The sequence below is a fragment of the Ignavibacteriota bacterium genome, from assembly GCA_013285405.1.
Taxonomy (GTDB): Bacteria; Bacteroidota; Ignavibacteria; order Ignavibacteriales; family Ignavibacteriaceae; genus IGN2.
Genome location: CP053446.1, coordinates 3,644,801 through 3,670,635 on the forward strand (window position 1 = coordinate 3,644,801; position 25,835 = coordinate 3,670,635).

At 35.7% G+C, this 25,835-nt stretch carries 19 protein-coding genes, 2 tRNA genes and 2 pseudogenes; 4 read left to right on the forward strand and 19 right to left on the reverse strand.

Annotated elements, in window-relative coordinates:
- Positions 1-47: 47 nt before the first annotated feature.
- The 17 genes and pseudogenes from HND39_15910 to HND39_15990 all read right to left on the reverse strand — a co-directional run bounded on the left by HND39_15910 (position 48) and on the right by HND39_15990 (position 19,868).
- Positions 48-7,490 carry a hypothetical protein gene (locus tag HND39_15910; protein QKJ97641.1) on the reverse strand — a complete coding sequence of 2,481 codons (7,443 nt, stop codon included), beginning with the start codon at positions 7,488-7,490 and terminating at the stop codon, positions 48-50.
- 1,706 nt (positions 7,491-9,196) lie between these two features.
- A tRNA-Ile gene (locus tag HND39_15915) sits at positions 9,197-9,270 on the reverse strand.
- A gap of 169 nt (positions 9,271-9,439) precedes the next feature.
- Positions 9,440-10,294: a DUF72 domain-containing protein gene (locus HND39_15920; protein QKJ97642.1), complete on the reverse strand. Its 855-nt coding sequence runs from the start codon at positions 10,292-10,294 to the stop codon at positions 9,440-9,442.
- A complete protein-coding gene (locus HND39_15925) occupies positions 10,291-10,533 on the reverse strand; it encodes a hypothetical protein (protein ID QKJ97643.1) in 243 nt (80 codons plus the stop codon). Before HND39_15925 ends, HND39_15920 begins: the two co-directional genes overlap by 4 nt.
- 12 nt (positions 10,534-10,545) lie before the next feature.
- Complete coding sequence (locus HND39_15930) at positions 10,546-10,851, reverse strand: hypothetical protein (GenBank protein QKJ97644.1); 306 nt, start codon at positions 10,849-10,851, stop codon at positions 10,546-10,548.
- 33 nt (positions 10,852-10,884) lie between these two features.
- On the reverse strand, positions 10,885-11,391 hold the full coding sequence (locus tag HND39_15935) for an HIT domain-containing protein (protein ID QKJ97645.1): 507 nt from the start codon (positions 11,389-11,391) through the stop codon (positions 10,885-10,887).
- A 155-nt stretch (positions 11,392-11,546) separates the two neighbouring features.
- Positions 11,547-13,643, reverse strand: a pseudogene (gene fusA, locus HND39_15940) (elongation factor G).
- Positions 13,644-13,678: 35 nt separating this feature from the next.
- Positions 13,679-14,062 (reverse strand): DUF948 domain-containing protein, encoded by a 384-nt coding sequence (locus HND39_15945; protein ID QKJ97646.1) that lies wholly within the window; start codon positions 14,060-14,062, stop codon positions 13,679-13,681.
- 8 nt (positions 14,063-14,070) lie between these two features.
- Entirely contained in the window at positions 14,071-14,493 is a 423-nt protein-coding gene (locus HND39_15950) for a gas vesicle protein (protein ID QKJ97647.1), read from the reverse strand.
- Between the two features lie 151 nt (positions 14,494-14,644).
- Positions 14,645-15,289, reverse strand: a complete 645-nt coding sequence (locus HND39_15955; protein QKJ97648.1) for a flippase-like domain-containing protein — start codon at positions 15,287-15,289, stop codon at positions 14,645-14,647.
- Positions 15,290-15,299: 10 nt separating this feature from the next.
- Complete coding sequence (locus tag HND39_15960) at positions 15,300-15,599, reverse strand: hypothetical protein (protein ID QKJ97649.1); 300 nt, start codon at positions 15,597-15,599, stop codon at positions 15,300-15,302.
- A 1-nt stretch (position 15,600) separates the two neighbouring features.
- On the reverse strand, positions 15,601-16,179 hold the full coding sequence (maf, locus tag HND39_15965; protein ID QKJ97650.1) for a septum formation protein Maf: 579 nt from the start codon (positions 16,177-16,179) through the stop codon (positions 15,601-15,603).
- Entirely contained in the window at positions 16,172-17,281 is a 1,110-nt protein-coding gene (locus HND39_15970) for a SpoIID/LytB domain-containing protein (protein ID QKJ97651.1), read from the reverse strand. The genes maf and HND39_15970 overlap by 8 nt, the downstream gene beginning before the upstream one ends.
- Positions 17,282-17,506: 225 nt before the next feature.
- Positions 17,507-17,905: a hypothetical protein gene (locus tag HND39_15975; protein ID QKJ97652.1), complete on the reverse strand. Its 399-nt coding sequence runs from the start codon at positions 17,903-17,905 to the stop codon at positions 17,507-17,509.
- A 79-nt stretch (positions 17,906-17,984) separates the two neighbouring features.
- The gene (locus tag HND39_15980; protein ID QKJ97653.1) at positions 17,985-19,355 is read right to left on the reverse strand and encodes an MATE family efflux transporter; all 1,371 of its coding nucleotides are present in this window, start codon (positions 19,353-19,355) and stop codon (positions 17,985-17,987) included.
- A 123-nt stretch (positions 19,356-19,478) separates the two neighbouring features.
- A tRNA-Ala gene (locus HND39_15985) sits at positions 19,479-19,551 on the reverse strand.
- 65 nt (positions 19,552-19,616) lie between these two features.
- Positions 19,617-19,868, reverse strand: a complete 252-nt coding sequence (locus HND39_15990) for a GIY-YIG nuclease family protein (protein QKJ97654.1) — start codon at positions 19,866-19,868, stop codon at positions 19,617-19,619.
- A gap of 347 nt (positions 19,869-20,215) precedes the next feature.
- Here HND39_15990 and HND39_15995 point away from each other — a divergent pair, with 347 nt between their 5' ends.
- Positions 20,216-20,494 (forward strand): hypothetical protein, encoded by a 279-nt coding sequence (locus HND39_15995; GenBank protein QKJ98043.1) that lies wholly within the window; start codon positions 20,216-20,218, stop codon positions 20,492-20,494.
- Here HND39_15995 and HND39_16000 read toward each other — a convergent pair.
- On the reverse strand, positions 20,491-21,483 hold the full coding sequence (locus tag HND39_16000) for an NAD(P)-dependent oxidoreductase (protein QKJ97655.1): 993 nt from the start codon (positions 21,481-21,483) through the stop codon (positions 20,491-20,493). The two genes, HND39_15995 and HND39_16000, sit on opposite strands and share 4 nt — an antisense overlap.
- 112 nt (positions 21,484-21,595) lie before the next feature.
- On the opposite strand from HND39_16000, the gene HND39_16005 reads away from it, so the two are divergent.
- A complete protein-coding gene (locus HND39_16005; protein QKJ97656.1) occupies positions 21,596-22,786 on the forward strand; it encodes a pyridoxal phosphate-dependent aminotransferase family protein in 1,191 nt (396 codons plus the stop codon).
- 72 nt (positions 22,787-22,858) lie between these two features.
- Positions 22,859-23,982 (forward strand): annotated as a pseudogene (locus HND39_16010) (hypothetical protein).
- Positions 23,983-24,023: 41 nt separating this feature from the next.
- Here the strand turns inward: HND39_16010 and HND39_16015 are convergent.
- A complete protein-coding gene (locus tag HND39_16015; GenBank protein ID QKJ97657.1) occupies positions 24,024-24,902 on the reverse strand; it encodes a DUF4835 family protein in 879 nt (292 codons plus the stop codon).
- Between the two features lie 77 nt (positions 24,903-24,979).
- Between HND39_16015 and HND39_16020 the strand changes: the two genes are divergently transcribed.
- Positions 24,980-25,834, forward strand: a complete 855-nt coding sequence (locus HND39_16020) for a hypothetical protein (protein QKJ97658.1) — start codon at positions 24,980-24,982, stop codon at positions 25,832-25,834.
- Position 25,835: the final 1 nt, after the last annotated feature.

The window sequence follows — 25,835 nt, forward strand, 5'->3', positions numbered from 1 at the left end:
AAACTCCCGTCCCAAACAATCGGGACGGGTTGAAAGTTTTTTATTTGTTACTTCAGGAGTAACATCTTTTTAACTGATACAAAATTATCCGTTCTCAGTTCATAGATATACATTCCTGTTGCCACTCCACTTGCATTCCAGTTGTACTGATATTTTCCGGCTTGCAGTGATGTGTTTACAAGTTCTGCTACCTTTTCTCCCAATGCATTGTAGATACTGAGTTTTACATTTGCCATCTCAGGCAACGAGAACTCGATCATCGTGCTTGGGTTGAATGGATTTGGATAGTTCTGTTCAAGTGAATATACTGTTGGTAACAGTTCTCCCGATACCATCAGCTTCTCTATCGTTGATTCACTGATTTCTATTGATTCTCCATCCTTCAGATTTTCATTCAGCTTCTTGCCACTCTCATCCATCAACCTGATATCCATTCCCTCTACTCTTACTGTCAATGGATATACTACTCCGCTCATCTCAATCGTCTTCACTGAGCTGCTCAGGTCTTCGGCTATTCTTCCACTCGAGTATCTGAAGTCATACATTCCTGCTGGTGGTGCTGGTGGTAATTCATACTGACTTAAGTCAACCTGTCCATTTACTGCATACAGTGTGTAGCTCACTCCTGCTGCATCTGTTATCACTATTCTTCCCCAGTTCTCAGGGAAGTATTCTACTGGTTTGCTTTCCTTTGACATTGTCTCTGGTATGATTATCTGTCCTGCACCTGTCAACTTTATCCAGTAACCAAATCCTGGATCAAGTGTCGTTGCTACAGAATATCCACCTGAATATTTGTAGATCGGACCACTCTGTAGTCCTGGTGGATTTGTTGATACGTTCGCTGCTGTTACAATCAATTCATAGCCACCGATCATATTCCAGCCGATAGCTCCTGTTAATGGATCGTGTGCAACTACTTGCAATCCGCCTGCTGGCCATTCATCTCCTGTGTTATAAGTCTGAGCTCCATTATTTTTCATCCAGTATCCTATTCCAGGTGTTGCTGTGGTTACTGTTTGATAACCGAATGCATATTTATAAACATCTCCAACTCTGCCTGGCCACCAATTTGCTACTCCCATTCCATCAGGATTTGTTCCCGGTACTGATACCATATTCCAGCCATCACCAACATTAACTGAGAGTTGGAAGGTAGCTGAACCAAGTGATTCTGAATATATCTGTACTATACTGGTTGTTGCACCTGTATATCCGGAAGCAACAATAAGTTTCCAATCGTTGCCATTATTAACTGTACCCAAAGATGAACCAAGAACCGCAGTCGGGACTGTTCTCTTAGGAATCCAGGTATCGGTAGTCGGATCATAAGTATAAGTTGGATTTGGATTAGCCGGAACCCAAGCTGCTGTCGGGCTTCCTCCGGCTACTATTATTTCGCTGTCACCCCAAGGTGCAGCATCGAATCTGTACATTGCACCAATTGGATATGCGGAAGCTTCCGGAGCGTAAGTTTTATGGTCTTTGGTATTAGCAATAAATTCACTAAGACTTCCACCATACTCTGAATACAATTGTCTGTTTACGCCCGGATATGGAGTTGTCATTGCTGTCCACACAATTACTAATGGATCAATACCATCGATAGTTCCAACATAAACACTGTTTGAAATACCGACAGCATCAGCACCGGCAACATAAACAAGTTTATTACCTGTTACAGAAAATCCACCACCGAATTTAACACCCGGCATAGATGTAGCTGCTGCCCAGGTATTTCCTGTAACATCATAAACATAAACTGAAGATAAAAGTACTGAACCGGTTGTTACACCACCAGCAACATATATCTTATTGTTATAACCTACAGCTTTACACCAACCCATCGCAACTGGAAGCGCTGCGACTGTTGACCATGTATTTAAAGCGATATCATATTTATAAACTGTTGTCTGATAATTAGTTCCATCTGAACCACCAATAGCATATATGAAATCACCAACTGCTGCTGAAGCTAATACTACTCTGCCTGCAGGTAGCGATGCTATCTGAGTCCAGGTATTAGTAGCAACTTCATATTTGTAGCATTCAGTTTTAAGAGTTGAAGTTGTGTTTCCACCGAGACTGTAAAGGAAACCATTATGAGCAACACCTGTTCCTACATAAGTTGTTACCGGATAATTAGCTCCTGAAGACCAAACACCGCTCGTATCAATGATTGAAACAACTTTTGCACGACAGTCGTTACCAGTATTTAAGTCACCGGCTAACTGTGTGCAAACATTCACATTATATACTCCATAAGCGGGTGTCCAGTTATCAAATGTGACCTGCGCTGTAGCAAAAGGTGCAAGAGCTGTGACTGTTTTCGTTGATGTATAACCGCCATCAGCTGTCATCTGAACATCAAAGGATTGAGTATTCGTCCCATAGTTCTTCACGGTAGCTTTTGGTGAAATAATTCCCGGACTGTTTATAGTAGCAATATCAATTGAAAATGTTCCAACGTCATTAGCTAATGGTATTGTCACAGCAACATCATCAATATACCAGTAATCAAACTGGAAGTGATTTCCATCTGATACCCAGGCAATATATGTTGTTGTTCCAACATTATTGTTTATTGCTATACCCACCGTTCCAGATTGATTTCCACCACCGCTAACAACACTAAATGATTCATCTGTCCAGGTTGTAGCATCAGTGCTTGATTGAACCTTCATAGTAATGCCCGTTCCATAATCATCAAAAAAATGTTTGAATTCTAATGCAAGACTTGTTAATCCGGATGTATTGATCGGACCAACAATTAATCTTGAAATACCAGTTCCACTAGCGTACATTTCTCTCATTTCGTATGGTGATCCACCAGCATTTGAAGTATTATTTACAGTCCATCTTGGGCTGATTGTAGAAGTTTGCGACCAGCTTGGCGGCATTGTAGATAAATCAAATGATTGGCTATAAGGAACACTTAATGGTGTAGCCTGTGTAGTTGCATTTGCTGTAACACCAGTTGAGTAAGCCGAACCATTATAAGAAAATAATTTATAATAGTATGTTGTCACCTGAGTCAAACCAGTGTGATTATAAGGTGAGGTTAATCCATTATATAATAATGTACCACCGGCAAAAGGATCGCCAACTACAGGTGGGGCACCTGTTGGTGCTGTAAATATACCGGTTAAATTATAGACGATAACAACATTGTTCGAACTTGGATTTGGTGTAAATGCAACATTTATCTGAACGTCACTCACAGCAGTTGCTGTAACATCAGTCGGATCTAATACTGATGGCAATGGAGCTCCTTCTTCATAAGCACCCATCGTCGGGGTTGTTGCATTTCTGGTTGCACCGAGTATATCAGTTGTTATTCCGGCAACCGGAGTTCCTGCATCTATAACCGGTGAATTTAAATATGGACGAAGATCAGATTCTGATACCAACAATGGATCTAAATTCATAGAATTTGCATCCTGACCTGTAGCAGTTTGCCACTCTAATAAGCTGTCAACATCCGCAGTTCCCCATCTGCCGAGTAAACCACCTGTACCATTAGAGTAATAATCATTATAATTCATATTCCAGGTAGTTGAAGTAGAATTGGTGAATTGAGCTCCGTAATGGAAACCAGTTCCAGTACCATTCGATCTTTCGTTGTGGAATATATTATCTACCATGACCCAGATATTTGCTGCGTCGCGTTTGTTAACTGCACCGGTTGTTCCACCTGTTACACCGCTGCCCGAAATCAAAACAGTATTATAATACATTTCAACCGAGTTAGCACTATAACCAAAATAATCTATTCCTCGAATTGTTCCGGCTGTATTACCGCCGCCTAATGAGATAACATTGTTAACAAGTTTGAGTGTCTGATCAACACCACTTGAACCAATTTCATATAAACCATAGATAGTCGGTGAAGCAGATACACTCGATAGATTGAATATCTGATTTCCAATAAGATCTGTATTGGGTGTCCTGCCAATATAGAATCCATATACCGTAGCAGCAGAAGATGGGGTTGCCTGATAAAAAATATTACCAATCGCATCATTATTGTCAACGCCAACACCACCTTGAAGAGTTATACCACGATCATTAAAGTTATTGAATTCACAATTGGAAATTGTATTATTCGTTCCAGTAAATGTTGAAAACAAATAAACACCGATACTATATCTTGTTCCACCGGCTTTTTGTCTGATTAAGCAATTGTCAATAAGGTTATTGCTGCTTCCAGTTCCAGCAGCAAGTATTATTACCCCAGATCCTGTACTTGTTTGTTCACTTTCAATAATGCAGTTCTTAACAATATTATTATCACCACTGCTATAGAAATGTACTGCAGGAAATGCACCGACAGTCTGAATGGTGAGATTTTGGGTTGTCCCGCCAACAGTATTCGAACCATCAATGATATAATATTCACCAGCTTCCATCCAGATAGATGCTGTTGTTTGCCCCGTAACACCAGGAATTCTTGCGTTAACTCCTGATGCAGGTTTAATAGTTGCAGTATTGGTTGAACTAGCTCCAGCAAACAAGGTCAGATCTATTGGATAAGTTTCTGAAGCATAGAGTGTATCAATTAATGAAAATGTAACTGGTCCCGAAGCTCCTCTTAATTGAAGGTCAGTAACCGCTGCAGTAATTGTTGGATATGCTGCAAGATTAGGATTTTCAGCAAAGAAATTCATATCAAATGGTTTTCCATTCTCCATTATCTCAACGTAAGTTTCTGTTACAGTTTCATAACGTGGTGAAAAGTTAGGAGCAGATGGATTTTCTTTGTCATTTATATTTGCATTTAAATCTTCATATGCATCAATTCCATTCATATCTCTGGTTACAGTTCTTGTTCTGGTTTCAAATGTAAGTTTTTTACCAGTCAACTTTTCAAATGCACTTACTCCAACTGTATAAGTACCACTAAGAGGTACATCAACAATCAAATAACCATTTGGAACTGTTGGAGGTGTTGTTCCCGGAGGATTTGAACCTGATCCGCCTGCTGGATTTGTACCTGCGTTACCGGGTACATCTTGAGCTGCAACATAATAAACAATCGTATCACCTATTGCTACTCCGCCAATTGCAGAATAATTAATTGTGAATGTATAATCATCACCAACAACAGATGGAGTGTTATTAAATACGTAAGAAACATCATTAATTTTCTTGAGATATAATCGCGGTGAATTTGAACCGCTTGCAACTCCACTAACATCTGTTATTGTTGCCGTCAAAGAAACAGAAGTTAGTAAATAACTTTGATTAGATATCTCGCTATAAGAAATTAATGGTGGAGTCAAATCAGCACCAATACCACTAAATTCATCTGCGCCCATGTCAGGAGTTGTAACATTTCTTGTATCACCATCAAAGTCATCAGTGATTCCGGTAACAGGTGTTCCACCCGATTCAAGTTGAGTTGCGATTGAAGTGCTGACATGCAAATTATATGGTGCAGTAGTAACATTCAGGAAAGGAGGATTCTCTGATACTGAACCGGCATCCATTGGAGAAACCAATGTTTTGTAATCTCCCAGTGTTTGAATAGCATTTGTTCCATCATAGAAAATAAGATTTGACGCAGATGGAGTTCCTGCATAAAAATCATTATTATTTGACGTAGCTGCATAAGAAGTTAAAGTTGTTGTACTTCTTCTGTATGCTATAGTAAAGCCAGTCCCGTTTGGTGTTGATGCATTTACTACAACGTTATTTCTTAAATCAACAGTTGGAGTTGTACTTGCATAAATACCACTAGTTGTGAAATTTGCACCAACGCTTGTTGCATTTAGAAAGATTGAATTGTAATACAAACCGATAGAAGTTCCACCGGAGACATACATTCCAACTAATCCTGTCAACGAAGCTGAGTTAGGTGCTTTTAAATCAGAAACAAAATTATTATAAACACTGTTGTTTGTTCCCGATGTAATATAAAAACCATACAAAGTTTGAGTAGCATTTGTTCCGGTTAAGTTGTAAACCTGGTTTTTATAACAATTTGTTGTGCCAGTACCCGCATCGTAAATACCGTACATTGTGGTTCCGGAAGTAGTGTTATTGTGAACATTATTTCCATAAACTGTTGGGTTTGTTCCAGTGAAATACAATCCATAAAAAGTACCGCCTGTAGTAATTCCATAAACATTGTTACTAAAGATTGTATTAGAAGTTGTGGATAATAGGTACAAGCCATAGCATGAACCAGTCCCACCAGTTAAGTTCGATATTGTATTACCAGAAGCAACTCTGTTTTGACCAATAGCAGTGTTGCTGTAAATCCCATAAAGTGAGGAACTACCAGCAACTGTGATGTTTGAGAAATTATTATTCGTCAAAGTCTCAGTACCAGAAGCTGGAGAACCAAGATTATAGTAACAATAAAAACTACCACTCGCTCCCGTTCGATTTAGCGTACCGCTTGTTGAATTTCCAGAAGCTGTAACATCAGGAGTAGAACTTGAAGCATAAATTAAATAAACAGTACCGGTGGAGGAAAGCGTTCCGGTAGCAAAAGTATTATTATTAAAATTTGCAGTCGTTACAGTATTAGCATTGTAAATACCATTTGTATTAGATGAAGCAGAAGTATTCGAAAGAGTAATTGAGTTATTACTTCCAACTACTATTCCACTGACCGTTGAATAAAAAATGCCGTAAAGTGTTGAAGTATGATTTGCACTTGTAATTGTATTGTAGGCAACAGATGGATTCTCAACATAAATAAAGTAAACGCCGTACGTTGAGGTCGCGCTACCTCCACCATAGTTTGTAATTATATTTCCAGCGCCGGATTGCCCTACCGTGATACTACTATCGTAGTATGCAGTTGCACCTCTTACATAAACACCAGCATGAACGTTTTGAACAGTATTGCCGTTGATTGTAACATTTGCATTCATACCACTTGCTGCGGATACAACAACTCCAGTTGCAGATGAAACACTTGTAGGTCCGTTACTAATGTTTATACCAGTAACATAAGCACTTGTACCTTTTGTCATAGTAATAACGCAGTTCGAGATTGTAACAAACTGACATCCATCCGTACCGCTTGGCTTAAAAGTAAAATAGCCATATTCAATTCCTTGATCTGAGGCAGTCACATCAATTGCATTGAAAGTAATATAGTCAGTTCCATTCATACGAAATATTGCATCACCATCAGCGCCCAATGCAGTAGTAGCCAGTGTACCTGCATCTGTTCTTGTTACTAATGGATTAGCACCTGCACCGCTTTTCTGGAAAACAATTGTGTTACCAGCAGTTCCGGTTGCAGTAATTGTGATAGGTGCAGTTATACTTTCTGTAAAACCTGCAGCTACATTAAATGTTACACCGCCAGATCCTACACCTAATAAATTTAAATCAGTAACCGCGGCTGAGATTGTAGCATAGTCTCCGGGAATTGTTTTTACTCCAGTAAGCTGAGCAAACGAATTCTGTGTAAACGCAAAAACAACAAGGAGGAAGACGACGGTCACAAATCTGAAAATATTTTTAAACATAGACCCTCCAAATGAAATTTGAAATTAATTAATTAAAAAGAAAAGAAACCTGCTTTACAGTTAAAAACACCGAACACACGCCTGTAAAGCAATTACAAAGGAAAGATTAGTGGAAAATTATTCTCCATATAGCCCTCCTGAAAAATGATAAAATACTGTATTATTAGTTAAACCTATATAAATGTAACCGGTGAGTTTAAAATTCTCTAATAAGAGAAATTCTCTGGTGAAAATACCCAATGTAAAAAATTTTAATTTTTTGTTGTGCATATCCAGGAGCTCTGTTTTAAAGCTAAGTGAATAACTAATTCTTGTTTCAGCATCTCTATTCCACAAAGAGAGAACAATGTTATAAGAATATTTAATTAATTTTTAACGTTATTATAACGACCGCACAGCCCGAAAGTAGGTATTGCCCTAAATTTTGCTTCAAAAGTTACTGCAACCTTAATAAAAAATTTTTAAATAGTCAAAATTTTAGACACGATTTTTTTATGACTTTTTAAAAAATATTTTTTCGGGTAAAAACATAAAGAGTGCCATAATATTTTATACTTTACAGTGAACTTTAAATTTATATCGCTAAGTGATTGTTTTTATAAGGAAGAAGTCTCTGCGACAGATTTGACTTTTTATAAATTGATGTTCAGGAGTTTAAAGTCAGCTAAAAAGTACTGAAGGTAAAAATATTTTTTTTGATGAGATGGTGTAACATCTGGTTAAAAAAAAATTCACAGATTTGACAAAATAATATTGAAGTGCTGAAGTGGAGTAATCAGAATATTTAAATAAATTTAATAAAAAAAACCTGGAATTTTTATTTCCCAGGTTTTGCTGTGGGCCCAGATGGACTTTTCCAAAGTTCCTATGATTTACCTGCTGAGGAATCCCTTCGGGAGAACCAACGACTTTTTTATTCCAAAGTATTTTCAAAAATTTTTTACAAAAAAAACTGGAATTTTTATTTTCCAGGTTTCACTGTGGGCCCAGATGGACTTTTCCAAAGTTCTTATGATTTGCCTGCTGAGGAATCCCTTCGGGAGAACCAACGACTTTTTTATTCCAAAGTATTTTCAAAAATTATTTACAAAAAAACCTGGAATTTTTATTTCCCAGGTTTTGCTGTGGGCCCAGATGGACTTTTCCAAAGTTCTTATGATTTGCCTGCTGAGGAATCCCTTCGGGAGAACCAACGACTTTTTTATTCCAAAGTATTTTCGAAAATTTTTTACAAAAAAAAACCTGGAATTTTTATTTCCCAGGTTTTGCTGTGGGCCCAGATGGACTTTTCCAAAGTTCTTATGATTTACCTGCTGAGGAATCCCTTCGGGAGAACCAACGACTTTTTTATTCCAAAGTATTTTCGAAAATTATTTACAAAAAAACCTGGAATTTTTATTTCCCAGGTTTTGCTGTGGGCCCAGATGGACTTTTCCAAAGTTCCTATGATTTACCTGCTGAGGAATCCCTTCGGGAGAACCAACGACTTTTTTATTCCAAAGTATTTTCGAAAATTTTTTACAAAAAAAACCTGGAATTTTTATTTCTCAGGTTTTGCTGTGGGCCCAGATGGACTTTTCCAAAGTTCCTATGATTTACCTGCTGAGGAATCCCTTCGGGAGAACCAACGACCTTTTTATTCCAAAGTATTTTCAAAAATTTTTTACAAAATAAAACCTGGAATTTTTATTTTCCAGGTTTTGCTGTGGGCCCAGATGGACTTGAACCAACGACCCTCTGATTATGAGTCAGATGCTCTAACCAACTGAGCTATGGGCCCGAATCATTATTTTTGGACCACCATGATTATCAGTCAGATGCTCTAACCAATCCGTCTCAACTTTGTTGAGCCGAGACCTCGTTCCGTTATACGGAACGGGCTGAGCTATGGGCCCTGATTTGTGGCTGCAAATTTACTACACAATAGAGCAGAAATCAACTTCGTTTTTTTAACTAAGTTGTTCTTTAATCTTATTAATTGTAATTGGGGCACTGCCCTCAAAATGGTTATTCACATTCACAAACAAATCAATTTCATTCTTCTGCAGATCTCTTATCATTTCAGCAATTGAAAGAATCTCCTTATCACGATTTATATATATCTGGCTCCAGTTGTTGTTTGCAATTTCTTCAATTCCTTTTCTGTCAGTCCCGTGCAGCCTTATCACCATCAGATTTTTAAATTGCTTTTTAAATTTAGAATAAGTTTCAGTTATTGGTGACATATAGTAACCTTCAAGCAGAACTGGCGCAATTTTTTGCTCTGAAAGAAACGTAAAATATTTCTCATTCAGATAATTCGGATTCCTTATTTCAATTCCAATCGGTGGGCTGTCATTTTTAATCTGACTTCTGAATTCTGAAAATTTATTCTGGAATTCAGACAGAGATTTCATTTTTTGTTTATTCAGATATTCAAATTGAAAAATCAAACAGCCAATTTTATCTTTTATTGGTTCGATCGTTTCAAGAAACTGATTAAATAAATCAACAGAAAGAAAACTTGGATTGATACGTAGTTCATCTTCTTTTGATTCTTTGTAAAAGTGTGTCAGAGTAATTGAATTAGGAACTTTTATTGTGAAAAGAAAATCTTTCGGGACGGATTGTTTATATTCTTCAACAACCTTTTTTTGCGGAAGAACTATTTTTGAATTTGAAAATAATGACCAGAACCACTGATCAATCTCAACTGTGTCAAACTTTTTTGAGTATTCCTGAAGATAATTTTTACTATTCGTACCGGAATAAACTATTCCTTTCCAGCTATCATACTTCCAACTGCATGTGCCAAATCTGATCACGGACGTAATTTTTTATCTAAAAATTTTGAATCATCAGCATCAACCTGAAGTGTATCTTCAATATCATAATTTTTTTCGAGAGTCATATTCCCTGCATCATCATAGAAATTCCACACGCCTGTTCTTTTTCCCTTTGTGAAAATTCCTTCTTCCTTTTTCTTTCCATCAGGATACTTCCAGAGCCACAAACCCTCAGGTAAATCATTCACAAAATTACCTTCCAGATTCAATTTGACCATTCGGATAGAAGCTTACTGCCACTTACCTACATTCCGGTTACTATCAATTTGCCCCTGAATTTCCAGCACACCATTTTCCGAAAATATTCTGAACTCGCCGTGCTTCAATCCATCTTTTACATCATACTCAATAATTTTATTTTCTACAAGTGCCCTTTCCCTTCCAGTAAATGGAACATCGCTGCCCTGTTTGTATAGAAGATTATCCTTCAGTACCAAAGTAGATTTTGGTATTTCATCTTTACCACAGGAAAAGGAAAAAATTATAATTGAAATTATAGTTGGAAGATTTACAATCAACGATTTATTATTAATCATCCTGATGCCTTGAGAGTGAAAAAGATATGATAATTATTTTTTAAGCACTTCTTCGTAACCAGCTAATAACTTTTTCTTGGTTTCAGATAGCTCCTGTGAGATTACTTTCACTTCACCAATAGCGGGCATAAAATTAGTATCGCCATTCCATCTCGGAACTATATGAAAATGGATATGATCTTCAATTCCTGCACCACCAGCTCTGCCAAGATTTGCACCTATGTTGAATCCTTGTGGTCTATAAACGATTTGAAGAACCTTCTCTGCCAGAATAATTTCATCCATTAATTCATGAGATTCTTCAGTTGTAATTTGTTCAATTGAACCGAAATGTCTTTTCGGTAAAATCATGAGATGTCCATTATTATATGGATATAAATTTAGCATCACTAAAGTGTTCGCAGATTTACGAACAAGAAGATTGTTCATATCTGCTATCTCTTTATCCAAAGCCTCGCAGAAAATACATCCTTTACCCGATTGTTTTTCTTTAAAAGATTCTATGTAATTAGATCTCCACGGAGACCAAAGGTTTTTCATATTGCCCAAATAAAAGGAGAGGCTGTCTCAAAAGTCTAAAAATGTGGAGCTGAGCCCGTTGAAGTCTGACAATTTAAATTAAAATCACCCTTCGACAAGTTCAGAGTGAAAGAAATAATAAGTTTTGAGACAGTCTCTGTTTGACTATTAAAAAATTAATTTTCTTCTTCGCGTGACTTTTTGTATTCCTCGATTACGCTTCTGTTCAATTTCTTTCGGCATCTCTTCATAATGATCGAAGCGTCGTTTATGAACTCCTCTTCCCTGAGTTAAACTTCTCAGGTGAGAAGAATATTTATAAAGCTCAGCCAGCGGAACAAGTGCTTTTATAACTTGAAATCGTCCGTCGCTGTCCATTCCAAGAATTTTTCCGCGTTTACTTGAGATATCTCCCATTACGTCACCCATATATTCTTCCGGAACTTTTACTTCGAGTTCATAGATTGGTTCAAGAAGTACAGGTTTTGCTTCAAGAAAACCTTTTTTAAAACCCTGGCTTGCAGCTATTTTAAAAGACATTTCATCAGAGTCAACAGTATGATAAGTTCCATCGAATAAAGTTACCCGCACATCAATAACTTTGTTACCGGCAAGAACACCTTTCGTCATAGTTTCAATTATTCCTTTTTCTACTGCTGGAATAAATCTACCGGGCACAACACCTCCAACAATTGCATCAACAAATTCAAATCCCTTTCCTCTGGGAAGCGGTTCCATTTTTATATGGATGTGACCGTACTGACCACGACCGCCAGATTGTTTTTTATGTTTGTATTCAACATCGTTAACAGATGATTTAATTGTTTCTCTGTATGGAATTCTTGGTTCAACAAGATCTACTTCAACTCCATATCTATCTTTCAATCTCTTTACAGCAAGTAAAAGCTGCAGCTCACCTTGACCTGAAATAATTGTTTGAGATATTTCAGGATCGAAGTTCACATTAAATGAAGGATCTTCCTCGTGAAGTGTGTGAAGACCAGTTGCAATCTTGTCTTCATCACCTTTTGCTTTAGCTCTTATCGCTCCTCTGATTACCGGTTCAGGAAATTCTATCGGGCTAATAATAACTGAGTAGTTTTTTGAAGCGAGAGTGTTATTTGTATGAGTATCTTTCAGTTTAACAACTGAAGCAATATCTCCGGCAACAACTTGTGAAATATCTTTCCGGTTGTGTCCATTAAGTGTAAATAGCTGATTAAGTCTTTCTGATTTATTATTGTTTTCGTTTAACAAATCCATTCCAGGAGAAACTTTTCCTGAATAAAGTTTAAATAAAGAAAGTTCACCAACGTGTTGTTCAGATATTGTTTTGAAAATAAATAAAACAGGTTCTGCATTTGAATCAGCCTTTATTAAAACTGGTTCGTTCTTTCCTGTCAGCTTTGCGCTTGCAGGTCCTCTATCAACCGGTGATGGGAAATAGCTGCTGACGAAATCCAGGAAATTATTAATTCCAACTACTTTAGTTGCGGAGACAGCAAAAACAGGAACAATAGTTCCATTAATAATTGAAGCTTTTAATCCTTTCTTCAAATCTTCTTCAGAGAGCGAGCCCTCTTCAAAATACTTATTCATTAAAACTTCAGAGTACTCAGCAACTTTTTCAATTAACTGAGTTCTGAGATCTTCTGCCTGTTCTTTTAAATTTGCTGGAATTTCCGATTCAGTTACATTGCGGCTTCCGGCTTCCCCGAATGTGTATGATTTCATTGTTACAATATCAACAACTCCATTGAAGTGAAGTCCTTCTGAAATGGGAAAAGTTATAACCGTTGACCCGGGATGCATTCTCTCTTTTACAGCCTCAAAAGTTTCAAAGAACGTTGAATGCTCACTATCTACTTTATTGATAATTATAGAAGAAGGCAGTTTATATTCATCGATGATATTTTTTGCGGTGTCAGTACCCAACTTCAATTCCTTCCAACAGATTTTATAATGATTACTGCCGTATCACAAACTTTAAGCGAACTTTTTACATCTCCAACAAAATCTGAAAAACCCGGTGCATCTATAATATTAATCTTATTATTATTCCATTCAACATTCATCAGTGAAGAAGAAATTGAGATCTGCTTTTCAATTTCATTGGGAGCATAATCTGAAACTGTATTGCCGTCTTCAATCTTTCCAATTCTGTTTGTTTCCTTAGCTGTATAAAGAATGACTTCAGCAAATGTAGTTTTTCCGCCTCCGCCGTGACCTACTAATGCAATATTTCGTATAGCCTCTGAACTGATCTCTTTCAAGGGTTCCCTCCTGGAAGTATTTTTTAGTTATAAAATTATTTTTTTAGGTAGTTGAGAAAAGTGCTTACTCCGTTAGAGATTGCTTTTAGCTGAGTAAGAAATCCTGAAATCGGACCATCAATTCCTGCTCTTATTTTTTCTTCAAATTTCAGGATTGTATCCACTCTGTTTTTAACACTAAAAACTATACTCTTTGTAGCTTCCAATTGTCTTTTTGCCGAATCACTTAAGTCAGTGAGTTTTGATGTAAGATCAGCCAGAGAAAATACTAATGGTTCAAGCTTATTTGAAAGATCGCTTATGTCTTTCTGTAACTCTTGAATTGATTTTGTAATCTTACCCAGATATACAATCAGGAAAACAACAAGAACCGATACAAGAACTAAAACTACAGCGATTAATACATCAATAACGGTCATTAACTAAATTATTCTCCGGTATGTTTAGATTCTTTATAAGCATCAACGCCCGCTTTAATCGCATCTTTTATCTGATCACGTTTATGTTCATAAGATTCTTTGCCGGTTTTAATTGAATCGGTTACTTTTTCTTTAGCGTCTTTATAAACTTTCTCGGCATCCTTCATAAGCTGGTCAGATTTATCTTTGGCATCCCTGACTAATTTTTCCGATCTCTTTTTTCCTTCATTAATCATATCAACAGCTTTTTCTCTTGCCTGTGAAATATATTTTTCCGCTTCGTCAAGATATTCTTCACTTTTTTCTTTGATATCTTTTCTTAATTCTTTTCCACTTTTCGGAGCAAAAAGCAAAGCCAAAGCAGTACCCAGCGCACCGCCGGTTAAAAACCCGATCAATAGTCCTTTTTTGAAATTATTTCCTTGTCCCATAATCGCTTCCTTTCATTTATTAGTGGGATACAAAAATACCAAGCTTGATGCTTTAAATCAAGGAAGTACAGCTATTCACAATGTTACTTTTAGAAATTTATTAACTGAAAGGGTTATGAATATGAAAGCAGGTGCTTTCGGAAAACATAAATTATGATTGACCAGGATTTAATTTCCCGAATCTTTTTTGGTAGAATGAGAGACTGACAATGCCAACAAAAACTGCAAACCAGAGTGTAACTACTCTAACGATAAAAGTAGATGCCACAGCTATTTCAGTTGAAATACCTTTTTGAACTAAAAGGAATGTGAGTGAACCTTCTGTTAAACCTAAACCTCCGGGCAGCATTGAAACCGCTCCAACTATCGTTGAAAAACTATAACTGAATGATGCCCAAAGTAATCCAAAATCCACACTGAAATTTTTCAATATTAAATAATAACCTAAACATTCAAAGCCCCATGAAACCAAACTTAGTAACGTCATCAAAATCAAAGGTTTAATTTTTAATAACTGGTATGAACTTTCGTACGCAGAATGAATATTATGAATATAATTTTTAATTACCGGAATTTTTTCGGTTGTGTTAATAAGCGGTAATGCAATTTTCTTATTACTGATTATTACAATGAGTACAATAAAAAATATTCCAATGAAGATTGTGATGCTGCCTCCATAATCAAAAATTATTGCGCCAGCAATTGAGATCGCTAATAACGATAAAAAATCTGTAACACGTTCTGCTAATATTATCGGAGCTGTTTTGCTTATCGGTTCACCTGCAATTTCTTTCACTAAAATCGATTTAAGTAATTTCTCCCAATTTTGCGGGAGTTACGCTCATGATTAAACCGGACATAAAGGTCGAGAGTGAATCAATTTTTTTCAATTTGATTTTAACAACCGAGAGATAATAATCCCATTTTAGAAACCTTGCGAAATAATTAAAGAATGATAGCAGAAGTAAAATTGGTATGAGCCAAAGATTAAATCTTCCAAAAGTTTTAATCACCTGATTAAAATCAGCATAAATTGTAAAAGCAAGATAAAGTACACCCGCTACAACAACCGAGATAATTACTCTTTGACGAAGTTTCTTTAACAACTCAAACTACTTCCCTGATTGCTTTGTAAAGTTTTGTTAAAGGTAAGCCAACAACATTATAGTAACATCCGTTTATTCGTTTTACAAACACAGCACCAAAATCATCCTGGATTCCGTAAGCACCTGCTTTATCCATTGGACTACCGCCATCAACATAATCAGTTATTTCATCCTTAAGTAATTTCCGGAACTCAACATCAGTTTTTTCATAATCAAGAATCATTGTATCATTCTTTTGATTAAGGACACAGAATCCTGTATAAACAGTATGGACTTTTCCACTAAGAACTGAAAGTATTTTTATTGCATCTGATTTGCTGACTGGTTTTCCAATTACTTTATGATGAAGAACAACAATCGTATCAGCGGTAATAATAATACTTCCTTTGACTTTAAGTTTTGCTAATTCCATTTTTTCAAGTGCGATCCTTTTCACGCATTCAACAGGATGTTCTCCATCTAAAAAATCTTCTGGTGTGTTAACTGAAAAAACTTTAAAATTAATTCCCAGTTGTTTTAATAATTTTCTTCTTCGTGGAGATTTTGAAGCAAGGTAAATTGGAATTTTAGTATTAATCATTAATACTTTCCTGATATGTTCCGGGATAATAGTGATCCAGAATATCTTCATAGCTCCATCCCATTTTTGAAAGTGAGATAGCTCCCCACTGGCAAAGTCCAACGCCGTGCCCGAAGCCTTTTCCAATTAGTTCAACCGAATCTGAAGATACAATTAACTCGAACATATTACTCCACAAAATACTTTTTCCATTTGCGGTTCGTAATACATTTCTGATTTCATTTCCTTTAACGACGATAGATTTTTCATTTCCGTTTGTGTCAACAACTTTAAATTCCAGCTCATTTATTCTCCCCGAATCAAATGTGCTTAATATAATTATATCCTCCAGAGTATAATTATTATTGTCAATAAGTGAATAAGCTTTCAATCGTTCAATAATTAATTCTTTGCTGTATGTTTCTTTCCATTCAAAACGTGGAGATATTTTACAATAGGGATCTGAGCCATCTTTGATTCCAGATAAATACGGCAAGTGTTCTTTTGTGAAAACATTTTGTGAATTTTCAGTATAACCGCCGCAAGTTGAATGATAGTAAACCAATGCAGGATTATCTTCAAACTTTAGAATCATATTATTTGTTTGTTCGACGGCTTTATTGGAAACAGGATTTTCTGCATCAGCACCTCCATAAACCTGGTCACGTGTGTCAGCATAAAGATCAAAATAAACATTTCCGTTTTTTACTTTTTGTAATGCATAAGTTCTGACACAGATTGCCAATGCTTTCAGCGCTTCAAGATTCTCTTCGTTTTTTCCAATCGGCATTTCCTTAGCAAGAACGCCTTTAACATAATCTTCGAGTTTAATAATATTTATTACGTTAATTGAATTGCCAGCAAAATAAAGTTGAATTTTTCCCCGATAACCCTTTCCATTAATTCTGATAATGTCTTGATTAGCTTCTGAGGATAATGAGAAAATATTACCAACAAGAATTTCATCGTTTATTTCAATTTTAATTCTGGTGTCATCATCAAAAATCTTTAAAACATTTCCCGATTTTATGTGTGCTATTTTGGTTCCATCTTTAAACAGATAAACCGGTGATTCTATTAATAATGATTCAGTTGGGATAACACCTTCTAATGATACTCTCAAATCTGAAACAGAGAATTCATTATTTTCTGAATTGTTGTCGTTTGCTGATCCTAAATTCTTTTCTGTTTCCGATTCTGCTTCTTTGCCATTGTTTGGAAGGAAATCTTTTAGACGGTGAACAGCTAAGTATTATAAGAGTGAATAGAAAAAAAAGAAATGAATATTTTAGAGTGAGATGAAAATAGTAAAAAATATTTTTTTTAGATATAAACGAAAAACTGGAGATCACCGAAACATAGCCTTGATACTGCCCCAGGTTCGCTTTACGCCGGAAACATTATGCGAAACAGTTACCTCATTGGAATAAGAAGCCTGTCCATTAGTATCAACAATTTTTAATCTGTAAACAAAAATCATATCTGTCGTTTTGTAAGTAGTTTGATCGAGATAGGAGTAATATGAATTACTTCCCTTCGGTTGAATCGTTTCAATTTCAGTGAAAGAACTTTGAGGAGTTTTTCTTTCAATCTTAAAATTCTGAAGATTTACTTCCTCTTTGGTTTTCCATTCGAGTCTTATATCATCTCCCTCACTTCTGCCATGAAAATACTCAAGGAAAGTACCAGCGAATACTGCCGTTGTAATCAACAAAACAAGAAGTATTTGTGAAAATTTCATTTTCATACTGTGAATATATTTCACTTAAAGCTTAATGTCAATACTTTTATCTAAATCTTTAAGAATTAACACATTTGATATTTGTTCAGGAATCAACTTCATTTTCAACATTAATTTTAGTGTGCCAGTTAGTTGAATTAAACTTTAAGAAAATTATTAATGAATAAAGAATTATATACAGTGGTAAAGCCATCCATGCCCAGGTCAATCCAAGTTCCAAATAAATTCCTAAAAGGTAAGCAGTTGGTACAAATATTATAAGATTTGTAAACACTTCAGACATCATAACATAAAATGAACGACCAGCAGCCTGAAGTCCGTTAGCTAACACAACTCCAACGCCATAAAAAATTTGTGCAAAGCCTGCAATCCTCAGTGCAGGAACTGCTGTTTGTATTATAGTTTGATCATTAGTTGTTATAAGTAAAACATATTGAGGGATGACCATAAAAATAATCCCTAATATTATCGTATATATAGTTGCTACTTTTGCTGTTTCGAAACCATAGATTTTTGCCAGAGAGTATTTCTTAGCTCCGAGATTATTTCCTACCAAAGTTTGAACGGCAATTCCAAAACCAAAACACGGTAAAAATGAAATGAATAATGTACTGATTATCGCTTGTGTAGATGCTTGTTCCAGTGTTCCTATAATTCCGGTTATTGAAACAAAGCTAAGAAATCCAATTAGTATAAAAACATTTTGGAAAGAAACGGGTACGGAAATTTTCACTATTGCCGAAATAATATTTTTATTAATGATAAGATGTTTGAGATTTTGGTATCGCTTACGATATGTAGGAAGCAGAATAATTACGATATAAAACAGCCCGTCAAAAACAGTTGCAAGTGTTGAACCTAATCCCGCACCTGCTAAACCCATCCTTGGAAAGCCAAAGTTTCCATAAATTAAAATGTAATTAAAGATAATGTTAAAGAGATTAGTGATGATCCCGGAAAACATAAAAATTTTTGTTTTATTGATACCAAAGAAAAATCCCCTGAATGAAACAGATATCAGAAAAAATGGTATCCCCATAAAACGATAATAAAGATATTCACTTGCGTAATTCCCCACTGTATCATCCGATGCAAATAAATGAGCAATCGGGCTGGAAAAAAATATTCCAACCATCGCAACCGCTATCCCGAGAAGAATTGCAAGCAGAATAGAATTATTTAGTGTTACGCCGCAGGAAATATAATCCCCTTCTCCAAATTTTCTTGCGACAACCACATGAATTCCTGTTGCAAGGCTTGAGAAAAAACTAATCAAAGCCCAGGTTGCGAGAACTCCAATTCCCATTGCTGCAAGTGCATAAGTTGCATCTTCAATTCTTCCAACCATCGCAGTATCAACTAACGAAACAACCATTTGAGTTGATAAGCCGGCAATAGCCGGAATAGCTACGTGCAGAATTTTTTTATAGTAATTGTTGACAGGAAATAAATTCATTAAAAGTGATCTTTTAGATATATGTGGTATAACTCACTAATTTTATTGTGACTGGCTATTTTAACAATGATAAATCAGATAAAAAAAGGCGTTGAAAATAAATCCTTCCAACGCCTGATGAAGTGGAGCTAAGGAGGATCGAACTCCTGACCTCTTGAATGCCATTCAAGCGCTCTCCCAGCTGAGCTATAGCCCCAGTATTTTTACATTAAAAAATAATTTACTGTTTTATTAATATCAATTAGAATATACTTTCATTTTTCAATCGAGATACTTACCTAACAACTTCTCTATCATAAATCTGCTTTTATATTTTCTTATTTCTGTTTCTCTTTTCATTGCAAGTGCTCTGGTAATAAAACTTTCCGGGTAAACTAATTTCCAGGGTAAACAAGCTTTTGTAGATTTTGAATATCCTGAATTATGATACAAGAGTCTTTTCCCGATATCTGCTGTCTGACCTATGTAATATTTATCAGTAGCAGAACTTTTTAATACATAAACAGTAAACACAAATAGTAATTTTATTTGAAGCTCAAATCTAATTTCCCGACCTTCCCGATTTCAATCGGGACGCTCTCCCAGCTTGTCTGCCACCAAAGCAGGCTGAGCTATAGCCCCAGTTATTCTTTTTATGTGAACAAAACTAATTATCTTTTATTCTTTTGTCAATTTAATTTAAATGAAAGTGCATTTATTTTATCATTTGAAAAGTTGATTGAAGCAAAATATTTTATTGGTGTAAATGAAAATTTATTTGCTTAAATATTCTATCGTATTATCATTCAGTTTTATTCTGGTTATCTCACAAAGTTGTGATGATACAGTTACCTCAAGTGAAATTGATAATCTCGTAATGCCTGACTCAAATTGAAAAAAAAATAAAACACATTGCACCTGTCTTTGAAGTTAAATGTGTTCCCTGCCATAATGATCAGAGAAGTGATGGCGGTGTTAACTTATCTTCATGGACAAATGTGACTGACCCAAGATTAATTATCCCCGGTGATGATAGTTCAAGTGTTTTAGTCTGGACAATTGAGCGAACTTATAAACCAATGCCTCCTCTTGAATCCTTAAAAAGAAATCATATTAATGGAGTAAGAACATGGATAAGAGAAGGAGCGCAATACAACTAAATCCATTTCATCATCTTATACCATTCACAAGTTCGTCTTATTCCTTCTTCAAGAGAAATTTTTTGCCGGTAACCAAGTTCTTTGATTGCTTTTGATGTGTCACATATCCAGAATCTTTGCACAAGATCTTTTGCTTTTTCGATATTAAGAGTTGCGGGTTTTGAACTGAACATTGCGAAGAACTGTGCAATCGCTGCAATAATAAAAACAATGAAATGTGGTATCCTGATTTTTAAAGCCTTCTTATTTAAAACCCCCGAAGTGATTTTACCTACTTCATCCCATGTATAAAACTTTTCTGAGCTGATAAAATAAATTTGTCCGTTAGATTTTTCAGAAATTGCAGCAAGATACAAACCTTCGGCTAAATCTGCGACGTGAAGTAAGCTTAACTCTTTCTTATCAAACCCGATCATCGTAGTTAAACCACGATTGAAAACCTGAAAGTAAATAAATATTTCTGTATCTCTCTCACCATAAATTGCAGGTGCACGACAAACAGTTACAGGAAAAATGTCTTTATAACTTAAAGCTACCTGCTCTTGTTTTAACTTACTTCTTCCATACGTTGTAAGTGGATTTGGCTGCATATCTTCTGTTACAGGTCTTCCGTCGGATGATGGACCACTTACTGTTTGACTGCTGACAATTATAAATTTCTTTATTATGTCTTTGACCTCTGAAGCAACTTCCAGTAAAACTTTTGTTGATTCAACGTTACCTCTTAAATATCCTGCTTCATTTTTTGCTTTGACAACTCCGGCAATATGAAATACATAATTTACATTCCGGAATACTTCATGCAATCGTTCCTTATCGAATAAACCACAATCGAAAATTTTTACATTTTTATCTTCAAGCCATCTGAGATTACTGGATTTTCTTACAACACATCTGACTTCAAAATTTTTTGAAAGAAGATTATCAACCAAGTGACTTCCAACGAATCCGTTTGCACCTGTTACTACAGCTATAAGTTTATCATTCATTTGCTTTGTTTGCTTTTAATACGTTTTAGTAATACATTTTATTCCAAAATTAACAAAAATCTACAACTTTTTATTTTTAGACTACTAACTATAACCAACCAAGGAGTTCCATTTGGATTTATTCACGAAATGTTTTGAATTTAAAAGAGCTGATGAAATAAAAGCTTTGGGCGTTTATCCATATTTCCGACCAATTGAAGAAAATGAAGGACCGGTTGTTCAGATTGAAGGACGAAAAATTATTATGGCAGGTTCCAATAACTATCTCGGATTGACTGCTCATCCCAAAGTAGTTGAAGCTGCTGTAAAAGCTGTTGAGAAATATGGCACCGGATGTTCCGGTTCACGATATTTAACCGGCACTCTCGATTTACACATTGAGCTTGAAGCAAGACTTGCAAAATTTTTCAAAGCTGAGAGTGTTCTATTATTTAGCACCGGTTATCAAACAGCTCAGGGCGTCATCCCAACTCTTGTCGGAAGAAATGAATATATAATTTCTGATAAAGATAATCATGCCTGCATCATGGCAGGCAACTTAATGGCAAAAGGTGCGATGGGAAATTTTTTACGATACAAACACAATGATATGGATGATCTTGAACGTGTGATTGAAAAGGTTCCGATTGATGCAGCAAAATTTGTTGTCAGTGATGGCGTCTTCAGTACTGGCGGAGAAATTGTAGATCTTCCAAGATTAAATGAAATAGCAAAAAGATTCAAAGCACGTATTATGATAGATGATGCTCACTCGGTTGGTGTTATCGGAAAAGGTGGAAGAGGCACAGCAAGCGAATTCAATCTTGAAAAAGAAATTGATTTAACGATGGGTACATTCAGTAAAACTTTTGCTTCACTCGGTGGGTTCGTAGCAGGTCCAGAAAGAGTAATCAACTTCATAAAACATTTTTCGCTTGCATTAATCTTCAGCGCTTCACCAACACCGGCTTCAGTTGCTGCGGCTTTAGCTGCGCTCGATATTTTAGAGAAGGAACCTGCACGCGTGCAGAAACTTATTAGTAATGCAAATTATATGAGAAAAAATCTGAAAGAAAAAGGTTTCAATGTCATTGAAGGCAGAACTGCAATAGTTCCGGTGATTGTTGGTAATGATGAGCTTGCATTCAAAATGTGGCGAATGCTGTATGACAGTGGTGTATTTGTAAATGTTTTTATTTCTCCAGGTGTTCCTGAAGGAAGACAGATGATGAGAACAAGTTATATGGCAACTCACGAAAAGGAACATCTCGATGAAATAATTCATCTGTTTGAAAAAGCAGGTAAAGCTGTAGGATTAATTTAATTTAACTTATCACATTTGTAGAGCATACTTCGGTTCTTTCTGGAGTATGCTTTTTTTATAGAGGGAATTGTTATGCAAGGAATAACTGTAAAGCAAGTAACTAATAAAAGTGAACTGAATCAGTTCATAAAATTTCCATGGAAGATTTATAAGAACGATAAATTCTGGGTTCCTCCTCTTTTAATGGAACAAAAAACTTTACTTGACAAACAAAAAAACCCCTTCTTCAAAGATGCTGCTGCAGAATTTTTTCTTGCATATAGAAATGGTGAAATAGTCGGTCGTATTGCCGCAGTCAGAAATGAAATTCATCTTAAATATCATAATGATGATACAGGACAGTTTGGATTTTTTGAATGTATTAACGATCAGCAGGTAGCAAATGCATTGTTTGACACAGCAAAATCCTGGTTGAAAGAAAAAAAATTAAAGTACATGAGGGGACCTGCAAATCCATCAAGCAACGATGTTTATGGAATGCTGGTTGAAGGTTTTGATGATTCACCAAGATTACTTATGCCGTATAATCCAGAGTATTACATAAAACTCTGTGAAGACTATGGATTGAAAAAAGCAAAAGATTTATTTGCCTGGAAATTGGTGAATGAAAAACTTATGGCTTCGGAAAAATTGAGACGCGGACAGGAACTTGTCAGGAAAAGGTACAACATTAAAATCTCACAGCTTGAAATGAAATATTTCGAGAAAGATCTTGAAAAATTTAAATATGTTTATAATAAAGCGTGGAGCACTCAAACTGGGGATTTGTTCCAATGACTGAAGAACAGATTGATGCAATGGCAAAAGATATGAAGCCTCTTGCAGAACCTTCTTTAGTACTTTTTGGTGAAATAGATGGCAACCTGATCGGAGCCGCATTAGTTATGCTCGATTATAATTTTATTTTCAAGCAAATGAACGGCAGATTATTTCCTTTCAATTTTATCAAATTATTTACTCAAAAGAAAAAAATCAAATGGGCGCGAATCCTCACTCTTGGAATTATTCCTGAATACCAAAAGAAAGGACTCGACACAATTTTCTATTGGGAAATTGTCAACCGGGCTGCAAATATTGGAATTCGTTTGGGTGAAGCAAGCTGGGTTTTGGAAGATAATGAAATGATGAACCGCGGACTTGAGTTAATGAATGCGGAGAGATATAAGAGATACAGAATTTGGGAAACTCAGCTTTAATTCATTTTCATTTTAATTAAAGAAAAATCCTGCTGTTATTTTTATGGTATCGCCGAGTCATATTTTGATGAATGCGGTGGATCAATTTTCTTCAGTTTATTAAAAATTTCCAGATCAGGATAAGTCCTCAGGTAATCAACTATCTCTCCGTTCTTCGCATCAAAAAAAGTACGAACGTAAACACTATTAATACTTCCCGTTTTTGTGTACATCTCCCATAAAATATTAATTAGCTCAACCATGTACTCCTGTGCAAGTTTTGGATTTTTTGAGTAGCTATCCAAACCATATTGGTGGTAATCAAAAACAGAACTTCTGAAAGCCGCATATTTTTCATTCAGTATATCACCGATTAATCCTAACCTGCTGTAAACTGCACTACTTGACTGCCAGCCGGTATTTGAACTGCTGATAGCTCCCATATTAGCAATGTCTAATGCTTTCTTATAATATTCTGTTCCACCAAAATTTTCGAATGTGTCCATATCCATTCCAATAATAATCAAAGCATAAAAATCAAGGAAACTTGTCAGAGGATCAAACGTAGTCAGGTTGGAGTACAATGCTTGTCCGCGTTGATACTTGAAAGTCCACTGCCCGTCGTTGATTGTCAGGATTGGAGTATTTTTTTGCGAATTAAAAATTGGTCGCTGACTTACAATTACAATTTGAGCTGAATAATCTACATCACTGCTTGCACCAGTAAAGAAAATACTGAATGTGCAATCTATTTTTTGTGCCCAATCATCATTAGTAAACCGTGTGCTGTTTAAATAACTTTCAATTACTCCTTGAAAATCAGAGAGCAATTCTCTGTTATTTACCGGAAGACTTTCATAATTTACTTCCACTTTGCAATTAAGTTCCTGTGCAGTTGCAATTGATGCAGCCAATAAAAATATTATTAATGTATATTTCATTACTTCCTCTGAGAAATCTTTAATTTTAATATATTAAATTTAGTTATACTAACTCAACAAATTTAAATTCAAACAGAATGAGACTACTTTTTACCCTTTTGTTGCTCATTGAACTCACTGCGATAACATTTGCACAATACACTCCGGGAGCGCGACAAATTTCTATGGCTAATTCAGATGTTGCACTTTCTAACGACGTATTCTCACTATTCAGTAATCCAGCAGGTCTTTCCCAAATAAATTGGAGAGAAGTTGGCATTTATTATTCCCCTGCACCTTTCGGGTTGACTGAACTTTCAAACGGATACATAGCATACAACGAACCATTTAATTTTGGTTCATTAAGTATTGGTGGTATGACGTACGGATTTGAACTCTACAGGGAATCAAAAGTTGTACTTGGTTACTCATATAACTATGAAAATATTTTATTTGCAGGAATCTCTATTAATTATCACAACTATTCAATTCAAAATTATGGAAGTACTGGTGTATTTTATTTAAATGTTGGAGGATTAGTTTACATTCTTGATGAACTTCGCTGGGGATTTTATGTAGATAATCTCAACAAAGCATCGGTTGCTAATCTTGATGATCAGATTCCAATGGTTTTTGTTACAGGATTAAGTTATGATGTTATTAATGATTTCAGTCTGAACTTTGCACTTGAGAAAGACATAAGATTTAATCCATCTGTAAAATTCGGCGTCGAGTATGACATTATCGAATATCTTTCGCTACGTGCAGGAACATCAAATGAACCTTCAAGATTTACTGCAGGTGTGGGAATAAATTATTCTTTGTTTAGTCTTGACTATGCATTTTTTACTCACCAGGATTTAGGCTTAACACACCAGGCAGGTATTATCATAAGTTTTGGTAAAGAAGGAAGCCGTTCATCCGCCGTCAGGAAGAATCTCAACTCAAGATAAA

What these genes read in the sequence shown, in the direction of transcription:
- HND39_15910 (QKJ97641.1), bottom strand. Translation starts at nt 7,490, where the DNA reads ATGTTTAAAAATATTTTCAGATTTGTGACCGTCGTCTTCCTCCTTGTT.
- HND39_15925 (QKJ97643.1), bottom strand. Translation starts at nt 10,533, where the DNA reads ATGGTCAAATTGAATCTGGAAGGTAATTTTGTGAATGATTTACCTGAG.
- HND39_15930 (QKJ97644.1), bottom strand. Translation starts at nt 10,851, where the DNA reads ATGATTAATAATAAATCGTTGATTGTAAATCTTCCAACTATAATTTCA.
- HND39_15935 (QKJ97645.1), bottom strand. Translation starts at nt 11,391, where the DNA reads ATGAAAAACCTTTGGTCTCCGTGGAGATCTAATTACATAGAATCTTTT.
- HND39_15945 (QKJ97646.1), bottom strand. Translation starts at nt 14,062, where the DNA reads ATGACCGTTATTGATGTATTAATCGCTGTAGTTTTAGTTCTTGTATCG.
- HND39_15950 (QKJ97647.1), bottom strand. Translation starts at nt 14,493, where the DNA reads ATGGGACAAGGAAATAATTTCAAAAAAGGACTATTGATCGGGTTTTTA.
- maf (QKJ97650.1), bottom strand. Translation starts at nt 16,179, where the DNA reads ATGATTAATACTAAAATTCCAATTTACCTTGCTTCAAAATCTCCACGA.
- HND39_15975 (QKJ97652.1), bottom strand. Translation starts at nt 17,905, where the DNA reads ATGAAAATGAAATTTTCACAAATACTTCTTGTTTTGTTGATTACAACG.
- HND39_15980 (QKJ97653.1), bottom strand. Translation starts at nt 19,355, where the DNA reads ATGAATTTATTTCCTGTCAACAATTACTATAAAAAAATTCTGCACGTA.
- HND39_16000 (QKJ97655.1), bottom strand. Translation starts at nt 21,483, where the DNA reads ATGAATGATAAACTTATAGCTGTAGTAACAGGTGCAAACGGATTCGTT.
- HND39_16015 (QKJ97657.1), bottom strand. Translation starts at nt 24,902, where the DNA reads ATGAAATATACATTAATAATATTTTTATTGGCTGCATCAATTGCAACT.
- HND39_16020 (QKJ97658.1), top strand. Translation starts at nt 24,980, where the DNA reads ATGAGACTACTTTTTACCCTTTTGTTGCTCATTGAACTCACTGCGATA.